Genomic DNA, 14,753 nt, shown 5'->3' with positions numbered 1-14,753 from the left:
TTGGTAGCTAAACGCTACCCACCGATAAACCATCGCTGGGTGCCCATCCCTGAAGTGGGTGAACATCCAAACTGCTGCACAACCTGACTTGACAGTCAGTAGGCGCATCACCCATTTCGATGCTCTGAGTGCAGTGCGCAAAAACTGCGCTTCCTGAACCAGTCATTCGACCACTGAGACCTTTTGAATTCAGCCACTGAAGGGCTTGGTTCATTTCCGGGCACAGCATCTGGGCTATGGCCTGCAAATCATTTCTTGTTGTCTTTAAGACATTTTCGAAAGTGTGTGCAGCGAAGCCATAGATTGTAGCGCACTCTGAATCACGTTTCAAGCTTGGATCAGAAAAAATTCGTTTTGTTTCTAAACCGGCCCCGGGTTTCACGACCAACCAAGGCGAAACCGGGATGTCGATGGGTGTCAGTTTTTCTCCGATTCCTTCTACCCATGCGTTCTTTCCGCCGAGGAAAAAGGGCACATCTGCCCCCAGTTTCAGGCCGATCGCCAGCAGCGCGGGCAGCGGCAGATTCAAGTTCCACAGGCGATTCAAGGCGAGCAACGTAGAAGCTGCATCCGAAGACCCTCCGCCCATGCCCGCTTGCGCCGGGATGGATTTGTGGATGCCAATGTGGGCGCCTAGGGCGCAACCGGTGGCTTGCTGCAGGGCGCGGGCAGCGCGGAGTACGAGATCGTCTTCGGGCAAGGCCCAGCTCAGATCCTCGCGGCTGATGCCGCCATCACTGCGCAGGTCGAAGTGGAGGGTGTCACTCCAATCAATCAACATAAAGGGGGACTGCAACAGGTGATATCCATCCTCGCGGCGACCCACGATATGAAGGAACAAGTTGAGCTTGGCGGGGGCGGGAATGTCGTAGAGCGACTGCATGGCGGCGATTATCTGCGCTGCTGGGCGTGTCGTTCAGGGCTGCAGAATGATTCGCAACTCAATACGCGGCAGCGAAGGGTCATCACGCTGGGCCATCAACCGACCTTGCTCCAGGGCACTCAGGTCCACGGACCAGCCCGGCACGGGCGTAGCCGTACCCCGGAGCCAATCAAACAGCGCTTGCACCGGGAGTTCGGCGCCTGTGGCTTGCTGCACCAGGGCCTCTACCGAGTCAAATTGGCGGATTTGCCCTTCTGCCGCGAGGGTTGCGGTGCCGGGCGCCCATTGCAGCTTTGCCGCAGTGGTGCCGAGGGGGGTGTAGAAAGCCAGTTGGCCTGCTTCGGCCGAGCCACCCAATTCAAAGTCGGCGCTGAAGGCCTGGGGTGGCGTGCTCTGCACTTTGAGGGCCAGCCTGCCGCTCCACTGCGATTCAGCAGGAAAAGTGCTGTTTGCGCCCGTTTTATGTGCGCAACCCGCTATCGAAAAAATAGCAATCCAGAGCGTGAGTAGCGTTCGGGTCCGGATTCCCAAGCTCATAAGGACGGGTTCAGCCTCTGGATAGTCTCGCGCAGGGTTTCGTTGTCTTTCTGCAGTTCCAAGCCCTGCTGCCAGATTTTGGTCGCCGCTTCGCGCTGCCCTGAGACCCACAGCACTTCGCCCAAATGGGCCGCTATTTCTGCGTCCTGCCGGCTGGCATAGGCCTGCTGCAAGAGGCGCTGTGCTTCGGGGAGATTGCCGCTGCGGAACTCCACCCACGCTAGGCTGTCGACGATAAAGGGGTCGGCGGGTGCGAACTCCAGCGCCTTTTGAATCAGTTGCCGCGCCTCTGGCAGGCGTATGCCACGGTCCGCCAAAGAATAGCCCAATGCGTTGTACGCGTGGTGGTAGTCCGGCGCTTTGGCAATCAGCTTGCGCAGCAGGGTTTCCATCTCCTCGGGTCGACCGAGTTTTTCTGCGACCATGGCCAAGTCGTAGGCGAAGGTGTTGTCATCCGGGTAGGTCTGCACCGCGGTTGTGAGCAGGGTGTAGGCCTCGCTCATTTGCTTGTAGTCGCGGAGCAGCTGGATTTCGGTGGCCAGCTTGGTGCGGGCGTCATCGGCTTGTCGTTCCGGGGCGTTGCGGATCGCGGCACGGGCTTCGTCCAGCTTGCCTTGGCGGGCCATCAACGTGGCGCGGCGCACAGTTACCCGCAGAGCGTCTTGGGGGCTTTTGATCCGTTGCAGGAGTGCATTGGCTTCGTCGGGCTTGCCGTTCAGTTCTGCAATCTGGGCGAGCAATAAATAGGCTTGTACCGCACCCCGTCCGGTTTCGGTCTCGTCATTGGGGTCTTGCTCGGCGGGGAGCAGGCTCAGGTACTGCTTAAGTGATTTCTCTGCAGCGACCGGGCCTTTGTCCTGGATTTCCAGAGACCCACGTACCAGCCAAGCATCTGCAAAATCAGGCTTTTGCGAGTTGATCAGCTGCATTTGGGTGAGTGCCTCGGCAAACCGCTGCGCACCTATCAAGGCCCGCCCGTAGCCCATGCGGATTTCGGGCAGCGCATTGCCTGCCAGGTATTTGCGCACGATCGCCTCGGCCGCCGGCGCTTTGGCATCCATCAAATTCAGGGCGAGCACTGCGGGCTCTTCTGCGTTGGCGTCCAGCGCGGCGCCGCGTTGGGCTGCCTCCAGCGCGCCGGGCAGGTTGCCGGCGCCGATTCGCATCACGCCCACAGCACTCCATGCCGCGGGTCCGTAGAGCGTGGTGGGCAGGTCCGCTGCCAGCGCTTGTTCGAGCACCGCTGCGGCCAGTGTTTTATCGGTTACCCGCTGGAAATAGCGTGGCAACACATTAATAGTGCCTACCCGGTCCTTGCCCGAGAGGCCTTGGAGTTCGCGTTTGAGTGGCTCGGTCAGTTCAGACAGGCGGTTCGTACCTATCAATATTTGCAAGATGTAGCGATTGGCATCTTTTGAGCTGGGGAACCCCCGCTGCCAAGCGCGCGCGGCCTCCAGCGCAAAGTCCGCGCTTCGGGCGCGCAAGGCCAGCTCCACCGCCCGCTCGTACAGTCGCGGTGAATTGGCGCGCCGGGCTGCATCTAGGGTCAAGGAGAACGCGTTGGTCTCATCGCCATTGAAGGCACTCATTTCTGCCACCAGGATCTGGTACATCAGCCCGGCGTTGAGGTCCGAGTTTGTGACGGGCGCTGGCGCCACAGCCTGCGCGGACCCGAATGGAATGAGTCCGGCCACGATGGAAGCGATAGCGATGAGGCGTTGGGTGCGGTGCATCAGACCATAATAATCCAACCCCCGTATCTGAGAGCGCCCATGCCTGAATTGCCCGAAGTTGAAGTCACCCGCCGGAGTTTTGCTGACCGCATCACCGGCGCCACGATTCAGGCAGTGCACATGGGCAAACCTTTGCGCTGGCCCCTGCAATGTGAGCCAGCACAGCTAGCAGGCATGCGGGTGCGTTGCGTCCGGCGTCGGGGTAAATATCTGTTGATTGACCTCAGCGAGGGCTTGCTGCTGGTGCACTTGGGCATGTCGGGTTCGGTGGTCTTTGACCGGCACTTGCCGCCCGCGGGCGTGCACGACCACTTTGACATGGTCACCGATCTCGGCACCCTGCGCCTGCACGACCCCCGCCGCTTCGGCGCGGTGGTGTTTGCGGCGGGTGAGTCAGACCCGGTTGCGCAAAAGCTGCTGGGCCACTTGGGCGTAGAGCCGTTGGGTGATGGTTTTGATGTGGCCTCCTTTCTAGCGGGGCTGCGGCAGCGCAAAGCCCCCATCAAACAAGTGCTCTTGGCAGGCGAGGTGGTGGTGGGGGTGGGCAATATTTATGCCTCCGAGGCCTTGTTCTTGGCGGGCATCCGCCCCACGAGCCCGGCCAACAGCATCAGCAAGCCCCGTGTTGCCAAGCTCCATGCGGCGGTGAAGGATGTGCTGAGCCGCGCGGTCGAGAAGGGCGGCAGCACGCTGCGCGACTTTTCCAACGCCAATGGCGAGAGTGGCTACTTCCAGCTGGAGGCCAATGTCTACGGCCGTGAAGGCGCACCTTGTCGTGTGTGTGCGACACCGGTGCGAGCGATCCGGCAAGGGCAGCGGTCTACCTATTTCTGCATGATTTGCCAGAAGCGCTAGGGCTGGATGGGGTGCTATATTGGCCGATTCCTCGGGGGACTACGTGGCTACTTCATTCAACGATCAATTTGACCAACACGGCACATGGCGGCGTGAGTTTGCGCTGCGCCTGAAGCTGCTGGCCGAATGGCTGAAAGACCACGAGTTGCTGGATGCCGGCGTCGAAGAGCGCCTGTTGCGCCTAGAGACCCAGCTGCGCTCTGACAAGGTGATGGTGGCCTTTGTGGCCGAGTTCTCGCGCGGCAAATCCGAGATGATCAACGCCTTGTTTTTTGCGGGCTACGGCCGGCGCATCATGCCGGCTAGCGCAGGCCGCACCACCATGTGCCCCACCGAGATGGGCTATGACGCTGAGGTGCCCCCCTGCCTGCGCCTGCTTCCCATCGAGACCCGCCTGCAACCCCAGGCGCTGATGGAATGGCGCATGGCGCCCGAGAAGTGGACCCGCATCGACCTCGATGTGAACAACCCCCAGCAACTGGCCAAGGCCTTGGAGAAAGTCGCCGAAACCATTCGGGCGACACAAGAAGAGGCCCGCGCCCTCGGCTTCTGGAATGCCCAAGCCCCTGAAGACAACCCCGTGGTGGATGCGCAAGGCATGGTCGAAGTGCCGCGCTGGCGCCACGCGCTCATCAATATTGCCCACCCGCTGCTCAAGCAGGGGTTGGTGATTTTGGATACCCCGGGCCTGAACGCCATCGGCGCTGAGCCGGAGCTGACCGTCAGCCTGATTCCCCAGGCACACGCCGTCGTGTTCATGTTGGGCGCGGACACTGGGGTGACCAAGTCGGACTTGGCTATCTGGCGCGAGCACCTGATCACCGAGTCCACCGACCCCGAAGCGCGCTTGGTGGTGCTCAACAAGATTGACACTTTGTGGGACGCCCTCAGTACCCCGGCCCAGATACAGACCCAGATCGACCGCCAGCGCACCAGCACCGCTGATATTTTGGGTATTCCCAAAGAGCGGGTGATTGCGGTGTCGGCCCAGAAGGGCTTGGTCGCCAAAGTCACCGAAGACGATGCGCTGTTGCGCCAGAGCTGCCTGCCGGTGCTCGAAGACGTGCTCGGCCACGGCATGATGGGCAAGCGCCAGCAGATTCTGGCTTCCGCCATGAAGGGCGGAATTACGGATTTGCGGGCTGAAACCGGCCGCGTCATCAACATCCGCAAGCGCGACCTGACAGAGCAGATGATGGAGTTGCAGAGCCTGCAGGGCAAAAACGCCAACGTTATCAAGCACATGCGCAACCGCATCTCGCAAGAGCAGGCCGAGTTCGACCAGGGCGGCGCCAAGATTCATGCGGTGCGCTCAGTGCACCTGCGCCTGCTGCGCGAGGTGTTCAACATCTTGGGCGCGGCCATGCTCAAGAAAGAAATGGCCGGGCTGGGTGACACGCTGCTGCAAAAGGGCCTCAAGCTGGGCGTCAAGCGGGCTTACAGCGAAACCTTTGACCGTCTGCGTGCCAACCTGCAGCGGGTGCAAGCCTTGTGCGCCGAAATCCAGACGATGCTGGAGGCCAGCTTTACCGCGCTGAACGCCGAATACGGCTTCTCGCTGCAGCCACCGGCGCAGCCGGACATGGCCCGATTCACGGTGGATCTGGACACGATCGAACGCAATCACCTGCAATATTTGGGCTTGGGCAATGCATTCCGCCTCGCCCAGCCGGAGTTTGCAGACCGCTTGGTGCGCGCCTTGTCCACGCGGCTGCGCACGGTCCACGAAACCGCCTTGGCGGATGTCGAGCTCTGGAGCAAAGCGTCAGCAGCGCAGCTCGATGCCCAACTGCGCGAGCGCCGCCGCAATTTTGTGCGCCGCATAGAAGCGATTGACCGCATCTCTCAGGCCGCGGGTGGCCTGGAGGACCGTATTGGTGAAATCAACCTGCAGAGCAACGCCCTGAACGTGCTGGACGACAAGCTGATGGAGCTCACCTCCTACCTGGTAGCGGCGCACCAGAGCAGCACCGCGCTGACCGAAGTCGACGTCGAACTGGTCTGACTATGGCGACACCGAGTTTTGCCACCGCCGTGGTGCGCTGGCAGGCGCAGCATGGCCGCAACAGCCTGCCTTGGCAAAACACCCAAGACCCCTACCGGGTGTGGCTGTCAGAAATCATGCTGCAGCAAACGCAGGTGGCCACCGTCATCGGCTATTTCGACCGCTTTTTGGCCCGCTGCCCCACGGTGGCAGAACTGGCCGCCGCCAGCAGTGACGAGGTCATGGGCCTCTGGAGCGGCCTGGGCTACTACAGCCGCGCCCGCAACTTGCACCGCTGTGCCCAGCTGGTCATGGAGCTGCACGGTGGTGCCTTCCCGCGCGATGCGGCGACGCTGGTCACCTTGCCCGGCATAGGCCGCTCCACCGCTGCGGCAATTGCCTCGCTGTGTTTTGATGAGCGGGTGGCCATCATGGATGCCAACGTGAAGCGGGTGCTCACCCGTGTGCTGGGGTTTGACGCCGATCTGGCCTCCACCAAGAATGAGCGCGCTCTGTGGGACCAGGCCACAGCCTTGCTGCCCAGCGCGGCCGAGGTGGCCACTGAGGGCCCGCGTGTGATGCCACGCTATACACAGGGCATGATGGATTTGGGCGCCTCGCTTTGCAGCCCCAAGCGGCCCAGCTGTTTGCTCTGCCCGGTGAATAGCCAATGCGCCGCTGCCAAGGCGGGTGACGCCGAGCGCTACCCGGTGCGCACCCGCAAGCTCAAGCGTAGCAGCCAGAGCCTGTGGCTCTTGTGGTTACGGCGTGCTGATGGCGCGGTGTGGCTGAGCAAGCGCCCCACACCTGGGGTGTGGGCGGGCTTGCAGTGCTTTCCGCTGTTTGAGAGTGAAGACGCGTTGCGCGCCGCGTTACCGCCCGTGTTTGCGGGCGACTTGCGGTTTATGCCTGCAGTGACCCATGTGCTCACGCATAAAGACCTATTTATGCATCCAGCTCAGGTGGAGTGTGCGCATGTCGCTATGGATTTAATAGCAAGTGACTTGGGCGAAGGCGCTTGGTTCACGCCTGCCGAATGGGCTGCGGCTGGCCTGCCTGCCCCGGTGCGAAAGCTGTTGGAAGGCTAGAGCCTACCGCCTACCTCGCGTCCATCTCGCGGTGGCGTTTGAGCGTGATCCACTCTCCACTGAAGCGCTTGGCGAGTTGCTCCACCAAAAACACCGAGCGGTGTTGGCCGCCCGTGCAACCGATGGCCACGGTGACATAGCTGCGGTGGTCGCTCGCCAAAGCATCGAGCCAGCTTTCCAGAAAGTGGGCAATGTGGTGCTGCATGAGCGCCACGGCATCTTCGGCCATCAGGAAATCCATCACCGGCTGGTCCCGCCCGGTCAGGTGCTTGAGCTCGGGGTTGTAGTGCGGGTTGGGCAGCATGCGCACATCGAACACGTAGTCCGCATCGGTGGGCACGCCCCGTTTGAAGGCAAACGATTCAAACACCAGCGTGAGTTGCCCGCCGGGCGAAGCGATCAGCGCTTTGACGTAGCTCTGCAGCTGCGAGGGGCGAATGATGCTGGAGTCAATCACATGGGCCTGCTCGCGCAGGTCGGCCAGCAGCTCGCGCTCCAGCTCAATCGCATCGACCAGCGCGCGGCGTTCATCGCGCTCGCCATGGTCGGAGCTGCCCTGTGACAAAGGGTGCTTGCGCCGGGTCTCAGAGTAGCGGCGCACCAGCGTGTCGGTGGTCGAGTCCAAAAACAAAGGCTTAACCACCACGCCCAGCGCCCGCACCGCAGCCAGCTGCTGGGGCACCAAAGGCAGTGAGACCGCGCTGCGCACATCCATCGCAATGGCGATGCGCTGTGCGTCGTGCTGGCGTTCCAGCTCCACAAAGGGCAGCAGCAGCTCGGGCGGCAGGTTGTCGACGCAGTAAAAGCCTGCGTCTTCCAAGGCGTGAAGCGCCACCGATTTGCCGGAACCCGACATGCCGGTGATCAGCACAATTTCCATCGACGTATGTAGAGAGCTCATTTTTTTTATAGGCCTGACTGCAACATTTCTTTCGCGTGTGCCAGCGTAGTGCCCGAAAGCTTCTCCCCACCCAACATGCGGGCAATTTCGGCCACGCGCTGCTCGCCGCCCACGGGGGCCACGGTGCTCAGGGTGGCTTTGCCTTGCAGCTGCTTGGACACCACCAAATGGTGGTGCGCGCAGGCGGCTACCTGGGGCAGGTGGGTCACGGCCAGCACCTGGCGGTCGCTGCCCAGCTGCTGCATGAGGCGGCCGACGGTCTCGGCCACTGCGCCGCCCACCCCGGAATCCACCTCGTCAAAAATCAATGTCTGGGCCGTGCCCAAGCGGCTGGTGGTCACCGCAATGGCCAGCGCCATGCGCGACAACTCTCCGCCCGAAGCTACCTTGCCCACCGGGCGCGGTGTGCTGCCAGGCATGGCCGGCGGCCAGAAACTGCACGTCTTCCAGGCCGCTGGCTTGGGGTTGGGCCAGTGGCTCCAGCGCTACCTCAAACCGGCCACCTTGCATGCCCAGCCCTTGCATGGCTTGGGTGATGCTTTGGGCCAGCAGGGGCGCGGCTTTCGCGCGTTGTTTGGACAGGGCTTTGGCTTCCGCCATGAAGGCGGCCTGGGCTTTGCGCTCTTTGGCTTGCAGGCCATCCAGGTCGGCAGCGGCATCCAGCTGGGCCAGCTCGGTTTTCCAGCTCGCCCACACCTCAGCCAGCTCTTCGGGCGGACGCTTGTAGCGGCGCGCCAGGCTCACCCAGAGGGACATGCGTTCGTCCAGCTCGGCCAGGCGCTCGGGGTCCAGCTCGGCGCGGCGGGCGTAAGAGCGCAGGCTGTGCACCGTGTCTTCTATCTGCGCGACGCTGGAGTTGAGGGCTTCAATGGCATCTTTGAACTCGGCTTCCAGGTGCGACTGGGCTTGCAGCAGTTGCAGCGCGGCGTGCAACGGGGCCAGCGCATTAGTTTCGTCGTCTTCCAGCAGGTTGACGGCGCCTTGGGCCGCGTCAATCAGCGCCTGCCCATTGGCCAGGCGGCTGTGGCTGGCGTTGAGCTCGGGCCACTCGTCGGTGCCGGGGTTGAGCTTGTCCACCTCGCCAATCTGCCAGGCCAGGCGCTCGCGCTCGCGCTGCAGGCTGTCTTGCGCGGCTTGGGCTTGGGTGAGGGCTTGTTGGGTCTGGCGCCAGGTGGCCCAGAGGCTGCTCAAGGCGCTGGTGTCCACCTTGGCATACGCATCCAGCAGGCCGCGCACGGCCTCGGGCCGGGTCAGGCTTTGCCAGGCGTGCTGGCCATGAATGTCCAGCAGCTGCTCGCCGATGGTGCGCAGCTGCTGGGCGGTGGCGGGGCTGCCATTCACCCAAGCGCGGCTTTTGCCTTGCGTGTCTACCGTACGGCGCAGCAGCAGGGTGTCGCCAGCTTCGAAACCGGCGTCGTCCAGCACGGCTTGCAGGCCCGGTGCGTTGTCAAACTCGGCGCTCACATCGGTGCGGGCCGCGCCTTCGCGGATCACGCCGGTGTCGGCGCGCGCGCCGGTGACCAGTTGCAGCGCGTCAATCAGGATGGATTTGCCCGCGCCGGTTTCGCCTGTCAGCACCGAAAAGCCGGATTCGAGGTCCAGCTCCAGCTCGCTGACGATCACAAAGTCTTTGAGAACAATTCGCTTGAGTGCCATGTTTTCAATAGGGGTGGTGCTTACGCCACCCCTTCATTCCAATGCATTTTCTGGCGCAGGGTGTCAAAGTAAGTCCAGCCCTTGGGGTGCAAAAAGCGCACCTTGTGCTGCGAGCGGGTCACCTCAATGCGGTCGCCGTGCATCAGGCTGGCCAGGCTCTGCATGTCAAAGTTGGCGCTGGCATCGCGCCCTGCTACTATTTCTATAGCTATCCGCGCACTGTCGGCGAGCGCTATCGGCCTATTTGACAATGTATGCGGCGCAATCGGCACCATCACCCAAGCGGCGATCGAGGGGTGCAGCAGCGGCCCGCCGGCCGACATGGCGTAGGCGGTAGAGCCCGTGGGCGAGGCGATGATCAGCCCATCCGCCCGCTGGTTGGCCACAAAGTGCCCGTCCACCTCCACCCGCAGCTCCACCATGCCCGAGGTGGCGCCGCGGTTCACCACCACGTCGTTCATGGCCTCGGCCTCAAACACACAGTGGCCGTCGCGCATGACGCGGGCGCGCATCAGGGCGCGGTCGTCCACCTCGTAGTGGCCGGCCAGCATGGGGGCCAGTGTGGTTTTGTACTGTTCGAAGCGGATATCGGTGATAAACCCCAGCCGCCCGGAGTTGATGCCGATCAGCGGCACCTGGTAGCGCGCCAGCTGGCGGCCTATGCCCAGCATGGTGCCGTCGCCACCCACCACCAGGGCCAGGTCGCAGTGGGTGCCAATGCCGTCCACATCCATGGTGGTGTAGTTGCTTAAGCCCGTGTTGGCGGCGGTGTCGGCTTCGATCACCACCTCGCAGCCCTGGTCCATCAAATAATGGGCAATCTCGTCCAGCGATTTGCGGGACGAGGCCCCCGCAGCGCTGGTGCCGGTGGTTTGGTACTTGCCGATCAGAGCGACATGCCTAAATAGAGACAACATGCGCAAATTAGACACTAAATAGGTTACTAAAATGACCGGCATGCTCGATGAACGTTCCAAGATGTTGATGAAGGCGCTCGTAGAGCGCTATATCGCCGATGGACAGCCCGTCGGCAGCCGCACGCTCTCCAAAGAGTCCGGCCTCGACCTCTCGCCCGCCACCATCCGCAACGTCATGTCGGACCTGGAGGACCTGGGCCTCATCGTCAGCCCCCACACCTCGGCAGGGCGCATTCCCACCGCCCGCGGCTACCGCCTGTTTGTGGACACCATGCTCACCGTGCAGCAGGGCCACATGGCTACGCACAGCTTGGCGCCCGACCAGCCGCAAAAAGTCATCAGCAACGCGGCGAATCTGCTCTCCAACTTGTCGCAGTTTGTGGGGGTGGTGATTGCGCCGCGCCGCACATCCGCCTTCCGGCATATTGAGTTTTTGCGCCTCTCGGAGCGGCGGCTGCTGGTCATCATCGTGGCGCCCGATGGCGATGTGCAAAACCGCGTCATCTTCACCGAGGTGGACTACACCCAAAGCCAGCTCGCCGAGGCGGCCAACTTTTTGAACAGCAGCTATATGGGGCTGGAGATCGAGCAAGTGCGCCAGCGCCTGCAAGGCGAGGTAGAAAGCCTGCGCGGCGAGATTGCCACTCTCATGCAGGCGGCGGTGAACGCCAGCTCGGAAGTGATTTCAGAGACGCAAGACGAAGTGGTGATCTCCGGCGAGCGCAACCTGCTGTCAGTGTCAGACTTTTCGAGCGACATGGGCCACCTGCGCCGCGCGTTTGAGCTGTTTGAGCAAAAAGCCCAGCTCATGCGCCTGCTGGACGTGACCGGCCAAGCCGAAGGCGTGCGCATCTTCATAGGCGGCGAGAGCCAGGTGGTGCCGTTTGAAGACCTGTCCATCGTCAGCAGCCCCTACGAGGTGGACGGCAAAGTGGTCGGCACGCTGGGCGTGATCGGCCCCACCCGCATGGCGTATGACCGCATGATCCAGATCGTGGACATCACCTCCAAGCTGGTGAGCAACGCCCTGAGCCATCACAAATAGGCCCCTGTGAGATTCGGGGCTTTTAGATGCAAAGGTTGTTGCGTTACAGAAGGCTCGCCTTTAAGCGATCGCTACTAATCGTTTTTTGAGCGTTCTCTTGCGGGACGCTTTTTCGATCGCTTCTTTAATCTTTTCACCGACTGCTTTTGCCACTGGCGGTGGAAAGGCATTCCCAATTTGCCTATACGAGGCGGTTTTCTTGCCAGCCAATTGCCAAGAATCAGGGAAACCCTGGATTCGTGCTGCCATGCGTACCGTCAACTTTGGGAGTCCGTCGAAATCCACCGGAGGTGCCTCATTTGCGAGGCCTCGCCCATCTACGCCGAGCGCTTCCCAAGCCTTTCTTGCTCTCGTAGGTCCTAAATCCGGCCCGCCGTGCTTTTTGGATCCACCGACGAGAGTCGGACCTATGCCTTGCGCTTTCACTCTCCAAGATTCTGCCCCTTGCCAGCCGTTGCTCGCCATCAAATCTACTAGCGAGTCTCCTACGGTTACTGGAGGCGTTTGCATTTCGCAGGGCCATTGATAAAAGGGAAATAAATCATTCTTGAGCGCTACCAAAATGGAGCGTGGACGCAATTGTGGTACCCCAAAGTGACTGGCATGCAGAAGCTTCCATTCAGCCTTGTAGCCTAGCTTTTCAAGGGTAGACATAACATTTGCTCGATAGGCATCAAAACGTGGGTCCAGCAACCCACGTACGTTTTCCAGCATAACGGCGAGTGGAGAGGCTTCCTCCACGAGGCGAAGGGCCTCTGGGAACATGTCTCGTTCATCGTCTGCCCCAAGTTGTTTCCCGGCGTGAGAAAACGGCGGGCATGGGACGCCACCCGCTAATAACTCGACGCCTTTTAAGTTCTTGGCACTGTAGTCACGGACATCGCCTTCAATAACTCGCCAAGCGGGTCGGTTCAGTCGCAATGTCGCGCATGCAGGCGCCTCAAACTCCACCAAGTCCAGATGATCAAAACCAGCCTGTTCCAAGCCCAATGCCTGTCCACCGCCACCTGCGCATATTTCGATTGAGTTCATTTGTTCACCTTAGTTTGCTTGTCTTGTCGGCGATTGGCTAATGCTCGAGGTTATTGATTGAATGACTGTATATTTTAACAGTACATGGGTTTTCTGCATAGCGTTTTGCAATCGAAAGCGGCTGGGTAGGTGCACAACGATGGGCTATTTCGATTTGGCTGATTAGACGTCGGCAACAATGAGTTTTGGTTTGGCGGTGTGCCAAATGAAACCTATTGGAGATCCCATGGCGTACTCAATATTGTCAGACAAGGAACTCTCGGCGGTCATAGCCCAACTAAAAGAGCTTGATCCAAAGGGTGAAAGAGTTGCGAAGGTCATAAGAGAAACCTTTAACCAACTTTACGACGGTCAAAGAACCGGCCGTTACAGGCTAGATCAGCTTCATAAAACGGAGAAAACGCACTGTGGAACACTGATTGAAATAAATCTTCACCGCGAATTTCAATTCAAAGATGGTGCGGATTTGGACTATGAGATAGCAGGCATCGACGTTGATTGCAAGTATTCTCAGGACCTTGGTGGGTGGATGATCCCCCCTGAAGCGGCAGGGAAGTTATGTCTGCTCGTATGGGCAGATGATGCCAAGGCGCTTTGGAATATGGGTCTGATTAGAGCGGAACCGAGGTTTTTGAACGCTGGCGCCAACAGAGATAAAAAAGCTACCTTAAACAAGGAGGGTAAGTCGGCGATAACGTGGCTCTTTTCTGACCCTGGACTATTACAGACAGGCCCACTTACAAAGCTTCAACACCTACCACTAGCTCCAAATCTGCTTCTGCAAATGCCACTAGATGAAGTAAAGAGTATTTTTGCCCAACCAAATGGGACCAAACGGGTAAACCAACTATTTCGATTGGCGCAAGGGAAGATCGTGGATCGAAACACAGTTGCAACCGTCGCACAACAGGATGACTTTCTGAAAAGGGTGAGGGGTAATGGGGGGGCGAGGCAGCATTTGCGATCAGAGGGAATCATTATTTTGGGGCACTTGGCACCCCATCGCCAGATTGCACACGGACTGGGACTTCCTCTGGTACAGATTGGGCATTTTGTGTCTGTTCGAGTTTCGAAAGCAAAAAGCGGTGAAGTTGGAAGCGTCCTGATAGACGGGGCGTATTGGCGCAGAGCTGTCGCAGAGGATGCAGTGCAAACTGCGCCGGAGCTTCTCTAGAAATCGAAAGAGGGTCTGTAGCCTAATGCCCTCAAACGCCGCGGCTACAATCTGCGGTTCGGTTGGGGCGTTAGCTCAGTTGGTTAGAGCAGAGGACTCATAATCCTTTGGTCGAGTGTTCAAGTCACTCACGCCCTACCATTCAAACAAAGCAAAAAGCCTGTGCGTCTCACGACCCACAGGCTTTTTTCATTCCGCGCTGATGCAATCAGCGCACCAGCACCTCAGCGCTGAAACACCATCGCTTCCAGCTTCATCCCTTTGATCTTTTCAGCCGCAGCATCGGCCAGTGCCTTGTTCATATAAGGGCCGACGCGCACGCGGGTGAGGGCGCCTTTCTTGCTCTTCACCACATCGGTGAACACGGGCAGCTCGGCCTTCTCCAAGGTGCGGAAGGCGTTGGTGCCGTTGCTGGGCACCGCAAACAAACCGACGTTGATATAAAAGCCAGGCACCAACTCACTGCTGCCGGCTTTAGCGGGCGCCGACTTGGCGGTGTCTTTGGCGTTGGCTTTGCCATTGGTTGCGGCGCGCCCGGTGGCTTTGGGGGCTTCCGCTTCGGGCGGTGCCATGACGGGTGTGGACGCCAAAACAGGGCGCGGTTCGATGGTGGCTGTTTCAGCCGCACTAGCGGGTACTGGGTTGGCGTTCGCTTTGGGGGCTTCTTCGGCCACCATGGGCGGTGCAGGCGGCGGTGTCAGCGGCTCTGCAGCCGCGGTGGGAGTGGATGTATCTGCACCGCCCCAAGTCAATGCCTTGGGCCAGATGGCGCAGCCGGAGAGCGCGCTGGCCATCAGGCCGGCGGCCAACAGGGTGCGGCCGGTGCGCAAAGGGTGGGGAGCCAAGGGCAAGTGGGGCACAGAAGACATGGGGCTGCTGCTTTCTCGTTAAAACGGGGTCATCGGGTGACTGCTGCGCTGCATGCACGAGGCTCGCGGGCGCAATCCT

The 14,753-nt window shown here is 60.5% G+C and carries 12 protein-coding genes, 1 tRNA gene and 1 pseudogene; 6 read left to right on the top strand and 8 right to left on the bottom strand.

What is annotated here, in order from left to right; genetic code table 11:
• Positions 1–7: 7 nt before the first annotated feature.
• The 3 genes from ispE to RAE19_RS05410 are packed head-to-tail and all read right to left on the bottom strand — an operon-like array spanning position 8 to position 3,153.
• On the bottom strand, positions 8–883 hold the full coding sequence (ispE, locus tag RAE19_RS05420) for a 4-(cytidine 5'-diphospho)-2-C-methyl-D-erythritol kinase (RefSeq protein WP_313873954.1): 876 nt from the start codon (positions 881–883) through the stop codon (positions 8–10).
• 33 nt (positions 884–916) lie between these two features.
• Entirely contained in the window at positions 917–1,420 is a 504-nt protein-coding gene (locus tag RAE19_RS05415) for an outer membrane lipoprotein LolB (protein WP_313873953.1), read from the bottom strand.
• Entirely contained in the window at positions 1,417–3,153 is a 1,737-nt protein-coding gene (locus RAE19_RS05410) for a tetratricopeptide repeat protein (RefSeq protein ID WP_313873952.1), read from the bottom strand. Before RAE19_RS05410 ends, RAE19_RS05415 begins: the two co-directional genes overlap by 4 nt.
• Positions 3,154–3,192: 39 nt before the next feature.
• Here RAE19_RS05410 and mutM point away from each other — a divergent pair, with 39 nt between their 5' ends.
• From mutM to mutY, 3 genes are read left to right on the top strand one after another with little or no spacing between them, the layout of a single operon-like run.
• Entirely contained in the window at positions 3,193–4,008 is an 816-nt protein-coding gene (gene mutM / locus RAE19_RS05405; protein ID WP_313873951.1) for a bifunctional DNA-formamidopyrimidine glycosylase/DNA-(apurinic or apyrimidinic site) lyase, read from the top strand.
• Positions 4,009–4,051: 43 nt separating this feature from the next.
• A complete protein-coding gene (locus tag RAE19_RS05400; protein WP_313873950.1) occupies positions 4,052–6,013 on the top strand; it encodes a dynamin family protein in 1,962 nt (653 codons plus the stop codon).
• A gap of 2 nt (positions 6,014–6,015) precedes the next feature.
• Positions 6,016–7,080, top strand: a complete 1,065-nt coding sequence (mutY, locus tag RAE19_RS05395; RefSeq protein WP_313873949.1) for an A/G-specific adenine glycosylase — start codon at positions 6,016–6,018, stop codon at positions 7,078–7,080.
• A gap of 10 nt (positions 7,081–7,090) precedes the next feature.
• Here the strand turns inward: mutY and rapZ are convergent, their stop codons facing one another.
• The 3 genes and pseudogenes from rapZ to RAE19_RS05380 all read right to left on the bottom strand — a co-directional run bounded on the left by rapZ (position 7,091) and on the right by RAE19_RS05380 (position 10,554).
• Entirely contained in the window at positions 7,091–7,981 is an 891-nt protein-coding gene (rapZ, locus tag RAE19_RS05390; protein ID WP_313873948.1) for an RNase adapter RapZ, read from the bottom strand.
• A gap of 5 nt (positions 7,982–7,986) precedes the next feature.
• Positions 7,987–9,637, bottom strand: a pseudogene (recN, locus tag RAE19_RS05385) (DNA repair protein RecN).
• 20 nt (positions 9,638–9,657) lie between these two features.
• Positions 9,658–10,554, bottom strand: a complete 897-nt coding sequence (locus RAE19_RS05380; protein ID WP_313873947.1) for an NAD kinase — start codon at positions 10,552–10,554, stop codon at positions 9,658–9,660.
• Positions 10,555–10,594: 40 nt separating this feature from the next.
• Between RAE19_RS05380 and hrcA the strand changes: the two genes are divergently transcribed.
• On the top strand, positions 10,595–11,599 hold the full coding sequence (hrcA, locus tag RAE19_RS05375; RefSeq protein WP_313873946.1) for a heat-inducible transcriptional repressor HrcA: 1,005 nt from the start codon (positions 10,595–10,597) through the stop codon (positions 11,597–11,599).
• A 60-nt stretch (positions 11,600–11,659) separates the two neighbouring features.
• Here the strand turns inward: hrcA and RAE19_RS05370 are convergent, their stop codons facing one another.
• Positions 11,660–12,631, bottom strand: coding sequence for a DNA cytosine methyltransferase (locus RAE19_RS05370; RefSeq protein WP_313873945.1), 972 nt, complete (start codon positions 12,629–12,631; stop codon positions 11,660–11,662).
• Positions 12,632–12,857: 226 nt separating this feature from the next.
• Here RAE19_RS05370 and RAE19_RS05365 point away from each other — a divergent pair, with 226 nt between their 5' ends.
• Complete coding sequence (locus tag RAE19_RS05365; protein ID WP_313873944.1) at positions 12,858–13,805, top strand: NaeI family type II restriction endonuclease; 948 nt, start codon at positions 12,858–12,860, stop codon at positions 13,803–13,805.
• Positions 13,806–13,869: 64 nt separating this feature from the next.
• Positions 13,870–13,946, top strand: a tRNA-Ile gene (locus tag RAE19_RS05360).
• Between the two features lie 83 nt (positions 13,947–14,029).
• On the opposite strand, the gene RAE19_RS05355 is transcribed toward RAE19_RS05360, so the two are convergent.
• Positions 14,030–14,674 carry an SPOR domain-containing protein gene (locus tag RAE19_RS05355; protein WP_313873943.1) on the bottom strand — a complete coding sequence of 215 codons (645 nt, stop codon included), beginning with the start codon at positions 14,672–14,674 and terminating at the stop codon, positions 14,030–14,032.
• Between the last annotated feature and the right edge of the window lie 79 nt (positions 14,675–14,753).

The organism is Rhodoferax potami (assembly GCF_032193805.1).
GTDB classification, from domain to species: Bacteria; Pseudomonadota; Gammaproteobacteria; order Burkholderiales; family Burkholderiaceae_C; genus Allorhodoferax; species Allorhodoferax potami_A.
This window is presented reverse-complemented; position numbering and strand designations above follow the sequence as displayed.